Source organism: Shewanella acanthi, assembly GCF_019457475.1.
Taxonomy (GTDB): Bacteria; Pseudomonadota; Gammaproteobacteria; order Enterobacterales; family Shewanellaceae; genus Shewanella; species Shewanella acanthi.
In genome coordinates this window covers 3,086,786-3,102,169 of the sequence record NZ_CP080413.1, presented here as the reverse complement: position 1 = coordinate 3,102,169, position 15,384 = coordinate 3,086,786, and the positions used below count along the sequence as shown (strand labels likewise).

The following is a 15,384-nucleotide window of genomic DNA, read 5'->3' as shown; positions in this document are numbered from 1 at the left end:
AAACTGGATATCCGTCCAGCGTAAGAATCGTGTTTCAGATTGGGAGATGTTATGGCTCTAGCGATGTCGCACTTAAAAGCCCAAGAGCAAACTGATGAGCAGCTAATGCAGCTTTATGCGAAAGGTGATGCTAAGGCTTTTGAAATGCTCTATCTCAAACATAAAGGCGCGCTGTATCGGTATTTTGTTCGTCAGCTAGCGGATAAACAGTTAGCTGAAGATTTATATCAGGAAACGTGGAGTAGGGTGATCCGTGCTGCTGCCAACTACGAACCTAGTGCCAAATTTACGACTTGGGTGTATCGCATCGCCCATAACTTGCTCATAGACCATGTCAGGGCGGTAAAACCCGTTGAAGCTGTGGGTCTTGACGACGTGGAAATGGATGCGTTGGCTGCAGAGGTGGTTGATAAACCTGATGTTGTTTGGGAAGAAAACCAGAAAAGCATGTTGCTAAAATCTTGTATCAGCCTGTTACCCCATGTACAAAAAGAAGCCTTTATTTTGAATATTGAAATGGGTTTTACCGCACTGATCATTAGTGACATCGCAGGCGTTACGCTAGAGGCAACCAAGAGTCGGATTCGTTACGCCTATCAAAGCTTAAAAAACTGCGTTGATGCTAAATGGCGGGAGGCGGGACATGAATAATGCCAATAGTGAAAATGAAGACGCACTGTATCAGCAGGTGTCACTTTGGTATCGCAGCCAAGCGCTTGAAATACCCACCGAAAAGCTGGATGCAGATATATTGCAACTATCCCAGACTCAGCTGGCGGATTCTAATGTCACAGAGCTTAAACTGCCGCCCAAAAAATCTTGGCGCAAAGTATCCTGGGGTCTATCAAGTGCAGCATCATTGTTAATTATCTTCGGTTTAGTGTTGATAAATCCATGGCAATTTGAAGATGCTTTAGTGATGACACCAACTCAGAGCATGGATGAGGTGGTACCGGTATTAGCCTCAGCCGCGAGGATTAATGGCAGTCCAGAGCAACCCAAATTGGCTCAGTCAGCTCAGCGTGCAGATGCCGTCCGGGTAGAGCAGGAACTCAGTAATACAGAGCCTCGCATGAATTCGATAAGCCCTGCGACTTCGACCGCTGAGTTGGCAAAAGGTGAACTTACAGACGCAGTTAGACCGTTGTTAGCGGAAGAAAGATTACCGCTTTCTGAATCATTGGCGCAGTTGCAGAAACTGCTTAATGAGCATCAATCTCAGCAGGCATTAGCTCTCGAACAAAAATTGTTAAAGCATTATCCCGCATTAGCTGCGCAAGGGGGGCAAGTTACTCGAGAGTTTGCTGAGCAACGCGCTAGGTTCAAATTATTACAGTTGCAGCGGCAACAGCAGCCGCAGTAATCAATGAGGTAATGCCTGCTTTTTGAGGCTCAAATGTGCGGCCGAACACATTATTGAAAGTGGTTGTCATTATTTAAGGTATGTAATGTTAATTAATTGATCGTCGTCATAAAGTGAACGGCAATTCGCCTGTTATATTGGAGTTTGATAATTGACTTGACTAGTATCAATAGTCAAAGCCCTATTTCAGGAGGTGTTATGCTGAAGAGACTCATGCATGATCATAAACATATAGCGGTGCTATTAAATGTCTTGAAAAACAAACAAATGAGGTTGTCTGAAGGTGAGGCAATCAATTTTGTTGTGGTACGAGATATTGTTGAATATATGCAAGGATATGCTGAGCGTAGCCATCATCCTGTAGAAGATATCATCTATGCATATTATTTAGCCCATAAAGCCAATAACAGCATCGATAAGCTGAGTGAAGAGCATGAAGTGGTGACCGCAGCCTCTAGCGCTTTAATGCATACGCTTAATTTGATCCTTAATGACATTGTTGTCGCACGTGAAAAATTAATTGCAGATTTTGCGGAGTATGTTGAATTACAAGAAAAGCATATGCAGATGGAAGAGCGAGATATCTTTCCACTCTTAGCGAAAAATCTAACTGAAGAAGACTGGCAGGTTATTGAACGGCAGTGTCAGGATTCATTAATCGACGATCCCCTGTTTTTGGACCGTGAACAGCAGGCCTTTGATGAATTACGTTCTTACTTAAGGAATGCAGAGCCGAGTTAACGTCCTATGCTCTGCTGTCATTGCGAAAAAAGCGCCTAGGGCGCTTTTTCTGTTTGCTGTTAATCTTAACAGCGACTTACAACTGGATTGCGTCGATATCGTACTCAAAATTGTTATCAATTTCTTGAAGTTCTTTGAGCAAACGATGTTTATCCTTTAACGCTTCAATCTCTCGCCACTTACGCTTTTTATTGGAGCCTCGCGAGCGATCGGGTCTTTCTACGACTTCATCTAGCGCACAACCATAATCTAGTCGATCCATGGCAACCTCCTGTTGTTGTATGTTTTGTCAGCGATTAAATAACATATTTTCAAAACAGGGTGCAAGAATTATGTTTCAAACTTGTTAACTTAAGATGAAGTTTGAATGATTGCTTGGGGCTTGCCGATGATGATGTATGCGTTTTTACGCAATAAAATCAGTTTAGTAAAAATAAAAAAGCCAGCTTTCGCTGGCTTTTTAAGTGGTTAGATTTTGCCCTGTCGATACAGGTTAATTAATCCATTACTTGAAGCATCAAGCGCATCTGAATTTTGCGCAGCGCCGATCCTTGCCAAAATATCATTACCTAAACTCTTACCGAGTTCTACGCCCCATTGGTCGAAGGAGTTGATATCCCAAATGGCGCCCTGAACGAAGGTTCTATGCTCATAAAGGGCAATCAACGCACCTAAGGTCTCTGGTGTTAATTTGTCCATTAACAGCGTGTTGCTTGGCTTATTTCCTGGCATCACTTTATGTTTGGCGATAAGCAGCTTTTCATCGTCGCTCAGTGAACTTTTGGTCAGTTCAGCCATTGCTTCATCGAGCGTTCTGCCCTGCATTAAAGCCTGTGTTTGGCCAAAGCAATTTGATGCGAGCTGGTCATGGTGTTCACCAATAGGATTATGACTTTGTAATGGCATAATAAAATCGGCGGGAATAAGTGCTGTGCCTTGGTGCAACAGCTGGTGGTAGGCGTGCTGGCCGTTAGTGCCTTCTCCACCCCAAATAACAGGACCTGTGCTGAAATCCACATCAGTACCATTTAATGTGACTGATTTACCGTTACTTTCCATATCGAGTTGCTGGAAGTAAGCGGGTAAGCCACGTAGATAATGATCATAGGTCAGCACGACATGGGATTGGGCATTAAAGAAATTACCATACCAAAGGGACAGCATTCCCATGATGACAGGCATATTTTCTGTCAAAGGCGCCTCGGCAAAGTGCTTATCCATTTGTTGCGCACCTTTGAGTAGCGCCTTGAAGTTATCCATGCCAATCAGTAACGCAATTGGTAAACCAATTGCTGACCACAGGGAATAACGACCGCCAACCCAGTCCCACATTGGGAAAATGTTTTTGGCATCTATGCCAAATTCAGTGGCCTTCGCCACGTTTGAGGTGACTGCCACAAAATGTTTCGCAACATCTGATTGGCTGCCACCTTTGGCTAAAAACCATGCCTTTGCTGTAAGGGTGTTAGTTAATGTCTCTTGGGTGCCAAATGACTTGGAAGACATAATAAATAAGGTGGTTTCAGGATCGAGTGGTTTTAACTTTTCGCTAATGGAGGTGCCATCAACGTTTGCCACAAAATGACAATTTAAGCCGGTATTCCAGTAAGGACGCAAAGCCTGGGAAACAATTTTAGGGCCGAGGAAAGAGCCGCCAATCCCAATACTGACGATATCGGTAATAGCTTTACCGGTATAACCTTTCCATTGTCCTGAGCTAACTGCTGTAACAAACTGCTGCATTTTTTCCAGCGTTTGATGAACTTCTGGAACAATATCTTGACCCTCAGCGACGATTGATTGCTCAGTAGTGCTGCGTAAAGCGGTATGCAAAACAGCGCGTTTTTCAGTGGTATTAATAATCTCACCAGTAAACATCGCTTTAATTTTATCTTTGAGTGAAACCTCATTCGCTAAGGTTTGGAGCAACTCAAGGGTTTCTGCCGTGGCTCTATTTTTGGAATAATCTAAAAACAATCCACAAGCCGATAACGACATAGTGTTAAAGCGAGCCGGATCACTCGCAAATAACTCCCGCATATGCGGGATCTTGTGGCTATGGGCAGATAATGCTTGCCACGTTTTACTTTGGGTCAAGTGTGTCATCCAACTGTCTCCGCAGATGCTTAGTTTGCCAATTTTGCTTGGAGCATGACTTCAAGTTTACCTTGGTCGATGGCAAAGTTGCGAATCCCTTCTGCCAGTTTGTCTACTGCCATTGCATCTTGGTTAAAGTCCCAACGGAATTGTGCTTCTGTTAATGGTGCTGTTGGAGCAACAGTTGTCGTTGCTGGTGTCAGCTTAGCTTGAATTGCCACTTGTGAATTGGCTAATTCTTCTAATAATGAAGGGCCGATTGTTAAGCGGTCGCAGCCGGCCAATTCGATGATTTCACCAATGTTACGGAAACTTGCACCCATTACAACGGTGTTGTAGCCGTGTTGTTTGTAGTAGTTGTAAATCTCAGTCACAGAAACAACACCTGGGTCATTTACGGCATCATAATCTTTGCCTGTATCTTTTTTGTACCAATCTAAAATGCGGCCAACAAATGGCGAAATTAAATACACTCCGGCTTCAGCACAGGCACGTGCTTGGGCGAAGCTGAACAGTAGCGTTAAATTACAGTTAATGCCTTCTTGCTCTAATTCTTTAGCTGCACAAATACCTTCCCAGGTGGAAGCAAGTTTGATCAGGATGCGAGATTTATCAATGCCAGCTTCTTGGTATAGACGCACCAGTTTATGAGCCTTAGCTATCGATTTTTCTTTATCGAAGGACAAACGCGCATCTACTTCAGTTGAGATACGGCCAGGAACCAGTTTAAGTATTTCAACGCCAATGTTTACCGCTAGCTTATCGCTGGCATCGTCGATTTGTTGAGCAAGATCGGTGCTTTGTACTTTTGCCCATGCGATAGCATCATCAATAAGAGGACTGTATTCAGGTATTTGAGCGGCTTTTAGAATAAGAGAGGGGTTTGTAGTTGCGTCTTCAGGTTGGTAACGTTTAATTGCCTCGATGTCACCGGTATCCGCCACAATGGTAGTATACGACTTGAGTTGCTCTAATGTGTTTGCCATGAAAAACATCCTTCTCAGATAGCTGACTAAACTTGGAGTTTGCAGATGACTATTAGAAGCGATTTTGCTAACTTTTCCAACCTAGTTTGTAAAAAAATTACAAAAATGACTGGCATTCGTCTATTTTCGCGATAAAAAATAGCTTTGTACATCGCGGTGAGGCTGGCGGAAGTTATCGCTCTCGCTTTTATAAATACTGAAAAAACAAAAAGTCGCTGCAAGCAGCGACTTTTTACCAAGAAGTAAGATTACTTCAGAACTGGTTGTTTTTCTGTAGTGGTAACGATAGCTTCAATGCGGCGGTTTGCTGCATGAGCTTCACGAGTGTTACCTTCAACTAATGGTTTAGTAATACCATAACCTACAGAGGTTACACGGCTTTGACTGATACCGTATTTAGATACTAATACGTCAGCTACAGCGTCAGCACGTTTCTGAGACAGTTCCATGTTGTAATCAGGTTTACCTACGTTAGAGGCGTGACCTGCGATTTCAACAGTGTGCTCAGGATTCTTATTCATGTAGTTAGCCAGTCTTTCAATATCTTTGTAGTATTCTTGTTTCACTACAGCAGAATTGTTAGCAAACTGGATAGAGCCTACATCTTCTTGTTTCTTAATGCTTTCGTAGATGGTACAGCCTACAGAATCCACTTTGTGAGTTTCTGGAGTTGCTGGGCATTGGTCTGTATCGTCGTAAACACCATCATTATCTGAATCGCCAGGTGCTGCAGCGACAACTGCGGCAACAGCAGCAGGATGACCGAAGCGGTAGCTCAGTTCTAAGCCCCAGTAGTTACTGTCAGCTTCGATAGTATTAAAATCTGTTTCATCCAAATTCTCATAACGACGGTATTTAGCTTGTAACTTCAGATTTTCAGTGAAGTTATAGCCAACACCTGCACCAAAGTAAGGTGCAAAGTCATCAGCACTGTAAGAGCTTTTGGCACCTGAAGTTGAACGCTGATTGTTTTCGAGGGTGTAGTACATTGCACCGGCTTCAGCTGAAATGCTCCAGTTGTTAGCCATTGGCCATACGCCCACTAAACCGAGTGTGGCTCCTTTAACGTCCATATCATTATGAATTGGACCAAAGTCCCAATCAGCACTGCCTAGATCGCGATAGCCGATTTCAGCACCAAAGTAGTCATTAAACATATAACCAGCGAAAACATCCCATGCATAAGGATTATCATCACCGTTCATCGTTGCAACGTGTTCATAGTTATTGACGCCTAGACCTGCACCCACATACCAAGGCGTAAGTTCTTGGGATGCACTGGCAGCAAGTGGAAGCATTGATGTTAGCAAAGCTACTTTTAATGTGTTCTTCATCATTTTCTCTAAGTCCATTGTTAATGATTCTCCACCAATATGCTTTGCAGTTTTTATGCAAAACATCGCTAGCACTTAATGTGGGGATCCTTAGGTATTATAGCCAGCAACTAATTATTACTTGATTTGTTGAGATTTTCCAGCATGAAATCAGATGTTTTTATCTTACCAAAAAATTTAAGCTCCTTTTCAGTTGTAACGCAAGTTCGAATGTAAAACTTTTTTGTTATTGAATTGTTTAGGAGGTTTTTTGACGGTGTATTCCTTTGTGGGAAGGTGTAAATGACTGTCTGCTGTCAGCTTAATGAATTAAATAATCACCGTTATTAAGTCAATATTAAGACTAGAGCAATTTTATGTGGAATTAAAAGGCTAAATGCTCATTCTTGATATGAACTATAGATAAAATAAGTCTTTTGGATTATTTTTTCTGGCTGTTTTTAGGTGTTCTTTATAAAGGCATATTTGTGTGTTGATATTTAATCTTAATTAAAAACTATTTAAGATCAGTCTCTTTCCCTCTAGCTTGTTAACCTTTTAGTCAAGTTTTTTAACTATGTTTATGATGGTCAGTGTTGGTGTGAAATTGAGAGTTTATTGTTTAGTTAATGTGGCTAAAGTTTGATTTAAACAATCAAAAATGCTTTATGCATTCAATGTTGTTTGTAAACTTGGCGTATTCTTTGCGCTTTAACTTTACCAACCGATAAACGGCGTTAATGAATGAGGCCTATTTATACGATACGTCGTTTCGATATATCATTTGGTATTAAAGTTATGTCTAAAAAATCCATAAATCACTACATAGACAGTTCGTTGTTCTTTGACTTTCTTTGTGGAGTATTTATTGATCCCTAAAGCAGTTAAACCAGTGCGGTGTGTAATACTAAAGTGCTAGGTTTTAATGTTCAATTGAGTTGTAATTTATAGCTCTGTATTGAATCAATCGAAGGGAAACCGATACTTGGGGATTTGAAGCAGATAAATGAAATGTTTTCAAAATCTGTGATGCACACTCTGAGCCCTGTTACACGCAATTAAATGATGAGTCTAGCCTGTTCATCTATACTCTCACTCCAACCTGTAGTGCTTGATGAGATTTTTGTTGCAATTTTGTGTGTTATGTTTTTTTGGTGTTTGATTTGTGTGTAAATGTTTACATTTTTACGTGTGTAACATTTTGCCACCCTTATTTGTGCTGATTAAATGTTCTAATCGTGGGTTGAATGCATGAGTAATTTCGAATAGTGTGCTAACGTGCTGCGACGGGCTCGATAGCAGTTAATTTTCATTACTTGCCAAAATAATAATCAAAGGAAGAAATCGGCCATTATTTTCGCTTACAAAGGAAGGACTCATTCACTGTAAACGTCAGTTGGTGACTCAATCGTTAGAGTAATAACGCGTTTGCATCGGAAAGAAGTAAAGTAATATGTTAGAAACCATCGTTAATTTTTTGAATGCGCTGCTCTGGGGTAAGTTACTTGTTTACGGATTAGTCGCAGCGGGTCTTTATTTCACCATTAGACTGGCATTTATCCAGCTCACCCATTTCAAACACTCCCTCAAAGTGATGACCCTTAGCAGAAAAGGCTGTGATAGCGGTCTTTCTTCATTTCAAGTGTTTTGTACCAGTATGGCCGCCCGTGTAGGTGCAGGAAACATGGCCGGTGTTGCCGTGGCTATTGGAGCGGCAGGACCAGGTGCTGTATTTTGGATGTGGTTAATCGCACTCCTAGGTATGGCCACCGCAATGGTGGAATCGACACTTGCACAGGTCTATAAAGTGCGGGATACCGACGGAGAGTTTCGCGGTGGCCCTTCTTATTATATGGAGAAGGGGCTTGGTCAAAGATGGATGGGAGTGCTGTTCGCAATCTTCCTGATTATTGCTTTTGGCCTAGTGTTCAATGCCGTTCAAGCGAATACCATAACAGGTGCGATGGAGCGAGTTTTTGGTTTTAATCCTACCTACGTTGGTATCGCTCTAGTCATCGGCAGTGCTTTTGTGATTGTGGGCGGTCTGCGGAAAGTCGCACGGGTTTCAGAGATCATTGTGCCTATTATGGCGCTGGTTTACATCTGCATCGCCTTTATTATTGTACTGTTTAATATTGAGCAGTTACCGGGGATTATTAGTCTCATTGTGAAAAGCGCATTTGGTTGGCAAGAGGCTGCAGTCGGTGGCGTTGCTTATACCGTAGCTCAAGCGATGCAGGCGGGGATTGCCCGGGGATTATTCTCTAACGAAGCGGGAATGGGAAGCGCGGCTAACGTTGCTGCAAGCGCATCGCCAAATCCTAATCACCCAGCATCCCAAGGTTTTGTGCAAATGACAGGTGTGTTTGTCGATACCATTGTGATTTGCACAGCCACTGCTGCCATCATTTTGCTTTCGGGTGACATTGGCTCGAGTGACGATGGGATCCGTTTGACTATCAGCGCGATGTCAAATCATGTTGGTGACTGGGGCGGAGCCTTTATTGCGATCGCGATTTTCCTGTTCTGTTTCACGTCGATTATTGCTAATTATTCTTATGCAGAAACGAATGTGATGTTTTTAACGGGGAATAGTACAAAAGCCTTACCTCTATTTAGATTTTGTGTTTTAGGTATGGTGATGTTTGGCGCTGTTGCCAAAATTAGCTTAGTCTGGAATCTGGCTGATGTATCGATGGGATTAATGGCGATGGTTAATATTGTCGCACTTTTGCTGTTATCAGGCTTGGCTATCAGAGTTATCAATGATTACCGTGAGCAGTTAAAGCAGGGCTTGACACCAGAATTCGACCGCAGCAAGTTTCCTGAGCTTATGGAGCAGCTGGACGACGATATTTGGCAGAGTTCCCAAACTGATACAACCGTGAAGGGTGTGGTAAACGCTCAGTAACTGCGGTTCTATATTCAGCGCATTAAGGCTATCGAAAAAACCACGGCATTTGGACGTGGTTTTTTATGTCTGTTAAGTATCATATCGGCGTATTGTTATTTTGTTGGAGCGTTTTAATGTTGATTTTGGTTTCACCCGCGAAAACCTTAGATTTTGAGCACCCCCCTTTGACTCAAGAACACACAAGACCGAATTTTCTTGAGCATAGCCAAGAGTTGATCGAGATCTGTCAGCGGTTAACGCCAAGTGACATAGCAACATTAATGAAGGTGAGTGACAATATTGCTGGTTTAAACGTCGCTCGATTTGGAGATTGGCATCCAAATTACAGTATTGCAAACGCAAAACAGGCTATCTTTGCATTCCGAGGTGATGTGTATACTGGTTTTGATGCTGATACCTTATCCGAGGATGAAATACAGCGTATCCAGAAACAATTACGCATCCTATCCGGTTTATATGGGCTGTTACGCCCCTTAGATATCATTCTGCCCTATCGTTTAGAAATGGGGACGGCGCTAGGAAATCACCGAGGCAAAAATCTCTATGAATTTTGGGGGACGATTCTGACCCAAGCGGTGAATGAAGCATTAGCTGAACAGGGGGATGACATTATTATCAACTTAGCCTCCAACGAATACTTCAAAGCCATTAAGCCTAAACAGTTGGAAGGTAGTCTTATTACACCAGTCTTCAAAGATTGTAAAAATGGCCAGTATAAGGTGATCAGCTTCTTCGCCAAACGTGCTCGGGGCATGATGGCGCGCTATATTATCAATCAGCAAGTGACGTCTCTTGAGCAATTGAAAGCCTTTAACGTGGCTGGTTATTACTATAGTGAAGAGCACAGTACGCCGAACGAGCCGACCTTCCTAAGGGAAGAACAACAGTAGAGTGGCTTGTACGGGTCTTTAATCTGCTATTTATTTTAGCCACGAAACAACAAGAGCAGCCTAAGCTGCTCTTGTTGTTTCGTGGCAAGCAAATGACTAGTGTTTTGAATCTACTACGATAGGTCTTAGTGTCACATTGGCGTTGGCCATGATATAAGCAAACTGCGCGTAAGCTGCCACGTTTTGCGCTAATGCCTTAGGATCTATCTTATCTAAGGTATCGTTGGGAGTGTGGTGGTAGTCGAAATAATCATGACCATCTTGACGTAGTGAAGCAACAGGTACGCCTAAAGCGGGAAGCATAGACACATCAGGGCCACCCGATGCCAGATTATTTCCAAGTGCGACACCGTTTAAGAGCATAGGTGAAATCGCATCCTTCACTTGCGTAAACACAGCGTCGTTCACTCGGGTGTCAATTTGATAGATAGGGCCTGCGCCAAAATCTGACTCCGCAGCGATATAATGAAGTGCTAATTCATCTTTGTGAGCCTTTGCATAAGCTTTGCCCCCCACTAGACCGACTTCCTCTGCAGCATAGAGCACAACACGTACCGTACGTGCTGGTTTTTGGGGCAAATCTTGAATGTGTTTGGCTGCTGCGGTCACAATGGCAACCCCTGCACCATCATCAATTGCGCCAGTACCTTCATCCCAAGAGTCTAAGTGGGCACCAATTAGTACAATTTCATTAGGCTTGCTGCTACCCGTCACTTCGGCAATGACATTGTAAGACGTATTAAAGCCTAAATCCTTAGGCGTTAAATGCAGCTCTAACACTGCGTTAGGATCGCGCTTTAACATGGCGTAGACTAAATCTGCATCTGGGTTAGACATGGCCGCGGCAGGGATTTTTGGTGTGTCTTCCTGATAACGCATCACACCAGTGTGCGCCATACGGTCGTGGTCTGTGCCAATAGAGCGGATGACTACGGCTACAGCGCCTTTTTGTGCGGCAACAACGGCTCCTTTCGAGCGTCCGCCAACACTTTTGCCATAACCTTCGCCCGTAATGTGGCGCTCGGTTTTTTGATCGATAAAGGCAATCTTACCTTTTACATCTACAGGATTTGCAGATTGTAGTGCCGCTAAGCTATCAAAGCGGGCAATCTGTGCCTTAAGACCGCCTTCAGGAGTGGCTACACTGCCACCTAGGGCGGTAATAACGAGTGGTTGTTCTACAGGCGAGACGATTTTAGCCTTAGCTTCACCACGTTCCCAAATGGGCACTTGGACTGGTTCTTTGTACACCTTGTCAAATCCTAAACTGGTGAGCTTTTTCATTGCCCAGTCAACGGCAATGGCATCCTTCGGACTGCCAGCAAGCCTAGGGCCGACTTCTACAGTAAGGGATTCGACGATGTCATAACCTAAAGTGGAGCCTAGCGCGGTTTGTTGTAATTGCACTGCAATATCATTTTTTGCAGGTATTTCAATTTTTGTTTGGCAAGCGCTTAAGCTGCCAAATAAGAGGCTGGTAACTAAGGCTGTTTGGTAGGATTTCATGGATTTCCTTTATTTTTATTAAGCATGTCCCATTTTTGAAAACAATCTACCAAAAAGTGTGCTTTATGTCCCGACTATATCTGTAAGGCAACGCTATATTAGCGCTGGGGTTAGTATTAGGAGAAAAAGTGCGTAATGAATATCGAATTAATGCAGGAGCGAGCCGACCATGCCGTAGTGCTATTGAAAGCACTCGCAAATGAACGCCGTTTATTCATCCTTTGTTATCTTTTGAATGAAGGAGAAATGTGTGTTGGCGAAATGAATAAAAAATTAGGCTTAAGTCAATCGGCATTATCGCAGCATCTGGCGTGGCTACGTAAAGACAATCTTGTCACTACACGCAAAGAGGCACAAACCGTATTTTATTCACTTAAGAGCGATGAAGTACGTGAAATGATCCATTTACTGAACAATATTTATTGTCATTAATGGCATTTTATAGATATAAAAAAACCGGCAATTGCCGGTTTTTTTTAATTGCTAAAACGATTAAGCAGCAAGTGCTTTAATTTTAGCGTTCAAACGAGCCTTATGGCGGGCAGCTTTATTCTTGTGAATAAGACCTTTAGTCGCCATACGGTCAACGATTGGTTGCGCAGCAGCAAAAGCTTCAGTCGCTGTTTTGTGATCGCCAGCTTTGATAGCAGCGATAACTTTTTTAACGTATGTACGTAACATTGAGCGACGGCTGGCGTTATGCTGACGACGCTTTTCAGATTGAAGCGCGCGCTTCTTTGCAGACTTGCTATTAGCCAAGGTGCAACTCCTAAAAACTGGATTTGATACTTTTAAAGGCCGAGGAATATGCCTGCATTTAGTCACTTTGTCAATGACTATGATTGAATAATCATCATAAAGATAAATTAATTCAACCTGCCTTGGCTATCTTCAACCCAACTCGTGTAATATGTGGCGCAATTCTAACAGCTATTGCCGCAGTGTGACAGAGCCTGAGTCGATTTTTTGAGATGAATCACCTAATCCATTCGATGTAGGTCTGGGGGACGTTTGAGTAAAAAATTATTAAAATCTGGCATGATTGTTAGTGCTATGACCTTGATTTCACGCGTGTTAGGTTTGGTTCGTGATGTAGTTGTAGCTAATTTAATGGGGGCAGGGACGAGCGCTGATGTTTTTTTCTTTGCTAATAAAATTCCTAACTTTTTACGTCGATTATTTGCAGAGGGTGCGTTTGCCCAAGCTTTTGTCCCAGTTCTGACCGAATATCAAGAAAAAAACACCTCGGAAGAAACCAGAGAATTACTGCGAAAAGTCTCGGGCACTTTAGGTTTGCTAGTGACTATTGTGACCCTAATTGGGGTGATAGCGTCTCCGGTACTTTCGGCTTTATTTGGGGGCGGCTGGTTTGTCGCTTGGCTAAATGACGAGCCGGAAGGCGCCAAGTTTGAGTTGGCGACCGTGGTGCTTAAAATCACGTTCCCCTATTTATGGTTTATCACCTTTACTGCGCTTGCGGGATCCATTCTTAATACCCGTGGCCGCTTTGCGGTATCCGCGTTTACCCCAGTATTTTTAAACGTGGCAATTATCGCTGCTGCGGTATTTTTTGCGCCAACATCCGAACAACCCGAAATTACCCTAGCATGGGGGGTATTTTGTGGTGGGTTAATCCAATTTTTATTTCAAATCCCGTTTCTACTCAGGGAAAAGGCGTTAGTTAAACCATCATGGGGTTGGCATCATCCTGGCGTGGTGAAAATACGCACCTTGATGATCCCGGCATTATTTGGGGTTTCGGTGTCTCAGATTAACCTGTTATTTGACACTTTTATTGCCAGCTTCTTAATGACGGGGTCTATCAGTTGGCTCTATTATTCCGACCGATTATTGGAGTTTCCGTTAGGTTTATTCGGTATTGCGATTGGAACTGTTATTTTACCCGCTTTATCCAAAAATCACGTGAATGCAGAAGGTGATGGCTTTGGTAAAACCATGGATTGGGGAGTTAAAGCAATTATTTTACTCGGCCTTCCTGCCATGATGGGGTTAATTGTACTTGCTAAGCCCATGCTAATGGTGCTGTTTATGCGTGGTGCCTTTTCTGTTCAAGACGTGGAAATGGCATCTTACAGTTTGATGGCTTATGGCAGTGGCTTATTAAGTTTCATGTTAATCAAAGTGCTGGCACCAGGTTACTATTCCCGTCAAGATACTAAAACCCCTGTTCGCTATGGCATTATTGCCATGATCACTAACATGGGCTTTAACTTAATTTTTGCGATTCCATTTGGCTACGTCGGCTTAGCGATTGCGACATCTATGTCTGCTTTATTAAATGCGACCTTGTTATATCGTGGCTTACACAAAGCGGGTGTGTACACACTGACTAAACCGACATTGGTATTTTGTGTTAAAGCCATGGTCTCAGCGGCTTTGATGGTGGTAGTCTTGTACTATTTCTTACCCTCACAATCCCAATGGCTAGAATGGCAATTTTGGGGGAGAGCTAAAGCCCTGATGGCGCTGATTGCATTGGGTGCCATAGCTTACTCTGTTGGGCTGTTAGTACAGGGAATTCGCCCTTGGTCAATGAAACGGGGAGTTTGATTGCTGATTCTTATCGCTAGCTGTTATATAATCAGCCGATTTGCGCTTGGCAGTTTTCTAAGGTTATGGAATTAATCCGCGGTATACATAACATTTTGTCATCTCACCATGGGTGTGTGTTGACTATTGGCAATTTTGATGGGGTTCATCGCGGTCATGCACAGGTGATTGCCAACCTAGTGCAAAAGGCCAAGCAGTTATCACTACCGTCAACCTTGATGACCTTTGAACCTCAACCTCAGGAACTGTTCCGCGGCGAGAATGCGCCTGCGCGTTTGAGCTTGTTGCGTGATAAAATCATCCTACTCGATGAGTTGGGTGTTGAGCGGTTAGTGTGTGTTAACTTTAATCGTGCCTTTGCCGACCAACCTGCGGAACATTTCATTGAAGAATTGCTGGTTCGTAAGTTAGGGGTTAAGTACCTGGTTGTTGGTGATGATTTTTGCTTTGGCCAGGGACGTAAAGGCAATTTCGAAATGCTGATGCAGGCCGGAGCCCGTTTCGGTTTTACCGTCGTTAGCACCCAAAGTTTTATGGTGGGCTCACAAAGGGTGAGTTCAACCGCAGTAAGAGAGCAATTGGCAAAAGGAAACTTAGAGCAGGCAAGGCGCCTACTCGGGCATCCTTATACCTTAAGTGGTCGAGTGGCACATGGGCAAAAAATTGGCCGCACCATTGGATTTCCGACCGCAAATATTGCCCTCAAGCGCAATGTTGTTCCCGTACGCGGTGTCTTTGCAGTACGACTTTATTGGGAAGACAGTGATATTTATGAAGGCGTAGCCAATGTAGGGTTCCGCCCGACCGTAAACGGTCAAGTTTGCCAACTTGAGGTTCATCTTTTTGATTTTGAAGGTGATATTTATGGTAAACACGTTGAGGTTGAGTTAGTGGCCAAACTTCGTGATGAACAACCCTTTGATTCATTAGAAGCACTAAAACAACAGATTTTGAATGATGCAAATGAAGCCAGAGCTTTATTTGGTAACGATGCAGGCTGATT

The 15,384-nt window shown here is 43.2% G+C and carries 14 protein-coding genes; 8 read left to right on the top strand and 6 right to left on the bottom strand.

The features are described from left to right. The first annotated feature begins 51 nt into the window (after positions 1-51). The 3 genes from K0H61_RS13330 to K0H61_RS13320 all read left to right on the top strand — a co-directional run bounded on the left by K0H61_RS13330 (position 52) and on the right by K0H61_RS13320 (position 2,104). Complete coding sequence (locus K0H61_RS13330; protein WP_220049873.1) at positions 52-651, top strand: sigma-70 family RNA polymerase sigma factor; 600 nt, start codon at positions 52-54, stop codon at positions 649-651. Next, positions 644-1,363 carry a hypothetical protein gene (locus K0H61_RS13325; RefSeq protein ID WP_220049871.1) on the top strand — a complete coding sequence of 240 codons (720 nt, stop codon included), beginning with the start codon at positions 644-646 and terminating at the stop codon, positions 1,361-1,363. The genes K0H61_RS13330 and K0H61_RS13325 overlap by 8 nt, the downstream gene beginning before the upstream one ends. 198 nt (positions 1,364-1,561) lie before the next feature. Next, positions 1,562-2,104 carry a hemerythrin domain-containing protein gene (locus K0H61_RS13320; protein WP_220049869.1) on the top strand — a complete coding sequence of 181 codons (543 nt, stop codon included), beginning with the start codon at positions 1,562-1,564 and terminating at the stop codon, positions 2,102-2,104. Positions 2,105-2,180: 76 nt separating this feature from the next. Here K0H61_RS13320 and K0H61_RS13315 read toward each other — a convergent pair whose 3' ends face one another. The 4 genes from K0H61_RS13315 to K0H61_RS13300 all read right to left on the bottom strand — a co-directional run bounded on the left by K0H61_RS13315 (position 2,181) and on the right by K0H61_RS13300 (position 6,539). Continuing rightward, complete coding sequence (locus K0H61_RS13315; protein WP_220049867.1) at positions 2,181-2,366, bottom strand: DUF3545 family protein; 186 nt, start codon at positions 2,364-2,366, stop codon at positions 2,181-2,183. A gap of 206 nt (positions 2,367-2,572) precedes the next feature. Continuing rightward, positions 2,573-4,210 carry a glucose-6-phosphate isomerase gene (pgi, locus tag K0H61_RS13310; RefSeq protein ID WP_220049865.1) on the bottom strand — a complete coding sequence of 546 codons (1,638 nt, stop codon included), beginning with the start codon at positions 4,208-4,210 and terminating at the stop codon, positions 2,573-2,575. A 20-nt stretch (positions 4,211-4,230) separates the two neighbouring features. Then, positions 4,231-5,187 (bottom strand): transaldolase, encoded by a 957-nt coding sequence (tal, locus tag K0H61_RS13305; RefSeq protein WP_220049863.1) that lies wholly within the window; start codon positions 5,185-5,187, stop codon positions 4,231-4,233. 248 nt (positions 5,188-5,435) lie between these two features. Then, complete coding sequence (locus K0H61_RS13300; RefSeq protein ID WP_220049861.1) at positions 5,436-6,539, bottom strand: OmpA family protein; 1,104 nt, start codon at positions 6,537-6,539, stop codon at positions 5,436-5,438. 1,414 nt (positions 6,540-7,953) lie between these two features. Between K0H61_RS13300 and K0H61_RS13295 the strand changes: the two genes are divergently transcribed. Together K0H61_RS13295 and yaaA are read left to right on the top strand one after the other, a co-directional pair. Further along, entirely contained in the window at positions 7,954-9,411 is a 1,458-nt protein-coding gene (locus tag K0H61_RS13295; RefSeq protein WP_220049859.1) for an alanine/glycine:cation symporter family protein, read from the top strand. A 116-nt stretch (positions 9,412-9,527) separates the two neighbouring features. After that, positions 9,528-10,304, top strand: a complete 777-nt coding sequence (gene yaaA / locus K0H61_RS13290; protein WP_220049857.1) for a peroxide stress protein YaaA — start codon at positions 9,528-9,530, stop codon at positions 10,302-10,304. 96 nt (positions 10,305-10,400) lie between these two features. Here yaaA and K0H61_RS13285 read toward each other — a convergent pair whose 3' ends face one another. Then, positions 10,401-11,810: a M28 family metallopeptidase gene (locus K0H61_RS13285; RefSeq protein ID WP_220049856.1), complete on the bottom strand. Its 1,410-nt coding sequence runs from the start codon at positions 11,808-11,810 to the stop codon at positions 10,401-10,403. 135 nt (positions 11,811-11,945) lie between these two features. Here K0H61_RS13285 and K0H61_RS13280 point away from each other — a divergent pair, with 135 nt between their 5' ends. After that, positions 11,946-12,242, top strand: a complete 297-nt coding sequence (locus K0H61_RS13280; protein WP_006084975.1) for an ArsR/SmtB family transcription factor — start codon at positions 11,946-11,948, stop codon at positions 12,240-12,242. A 60-nt stretch (positions 12,243-12,302) separates the two neighbouring features. Here the strand turns inward: K0H61_RS13280 and rpsT are convergent, their stop codons facing one another. Then, positions 12,303-12,569: a 30S ribosomal protein S20 gene (gene rpsT / locus K0H61_RS13275; RefSeq protein WP_011623708.1), complete on the bottom strand. Its 267-nt coding sequence runs from the start codon at positions 12,567-12,569 to the stop codon at positions 12,303-12,305. Positions 12,570-12,821: 252 nt separating this feature from the next. Here rpsT and murJ point away from each other — a divergent pair, with 252 nt between their 5' ends. Further along, positions 12,822-14,381 carry a murein biosynthesis integral membrane protein MurJ gene (gene murJ / locus K0H61_RS13270; RefSeq protein WP_220049854.1) on the top strand — a complete coding sequence of 520 codons (1,560 nt, stop codon included), beginning with the start codon at positions 12,822-12,824 and terminating at the stop codon, positions 14,379-14,381. 65 nt (positions 14,382-14,446) lie between these two features. After that, positions 14,447-15,382, top strand: coding sequence for a bifunctional riboflavin kinase/FAD synthetase (ribF, locus tag K0H61_RS13265; RefSeq protein ID WP_220049852.1), 936 nt, complete (start codon positions 14,447-14,449; stop codon positions 15,380-15,382). Positions 15,383-15,384 lie beyond the last annotated feature (2 nt).

What these genes read in the sequence shown, in the direction of transcription:
- K0H61_RS13330 (WP_220049873.1), top strand. Translation starts at nt 52, where the DNA reads ATGGCTCTAGCGATGTCGCACTTAAAAGCCCAAGAGCAAACTGATGAG.
- K0H61_RS13325 (WP_220049871.1), top strand. Translation starts at nt 644, where the DNA reads ATGAATAATGCCAATAGTGAAAATGAAGACGCACTGTATCAGCAGGTG.
- K0H61_RS13320 (WP_220049869.1), top strand. Translation starts at nt 1,562, where the DNA reads ATGCTGAAGAGACTCATGCATGATCATAAACATATAGCGGTGCTATTA.
- K0H61_RS13315 (WP_220049867.1), bottom strand. Translation starts at nt 2,366, where the DNA reads ATGGATCGACTAGATTATGGTTGTGCGCTAGATGAAGTCGTAGAAAGA.
- pgi (WP_220049865.1), bottom strand. Translation starts at nt 4,210, where the DNA reads ATGACACACTTGACCCAAAGTAAAACGTGGCAAGCATTATCTGCCCAT.
- tal (WP_220049863.1), bottom strand. Translation starts at nt 5,187, where the DNA reads ATGGCAAACACATTAGAGCAACTCAAGTCGTATACTACCATTGTGGCG.
- K0H61_RS13300 (WP_220049861.1), bottom strand. Translation starts at nt 6,539, where the DNA reads ATGGACTTAGAGAAAATGATGAAGAACACATTAAAAGTAGCTTTGCTA.
- K0H61_RS13295 (WP_220049859.1), top strand. Translation starts at nt 7,954, where the DNA reads ATGTTAGAAACCATCGTTAATTTTTTGAATGCGCTGCTCTGGGGTAAG.
- yaaA (WP_220049857.1), top strand. Translation starts at nt 9,528, where the DNA reads ATGTTGATTTTGGTTTCACCCGCGAAAACCTTAGATTTTGAGCACCCC.
- K0H61_RS13285 (WP_220049856.1), bottom strand. Translation starts at nt 11,810, where the DNA reads ATGAAATCCTACCAAACAGCCTTAGTTACCAGCCTCTTATTTGGCAGC.
- K0H61_RS13280 (WP_006084975.1), top strand. Translation starts at nt 11,946, where the DNA reads ATGAATATCGAATTAATGCAGGAGCGAGCCGACCATGCCGTAGTGCTA.
- ribF (WP_220049852.1), top strand. Translation starts at nt 14,447, where the DNA reads ATGGAATTAATCCGCGGTATACATAACATTTTGTCATCTCACCATGGG.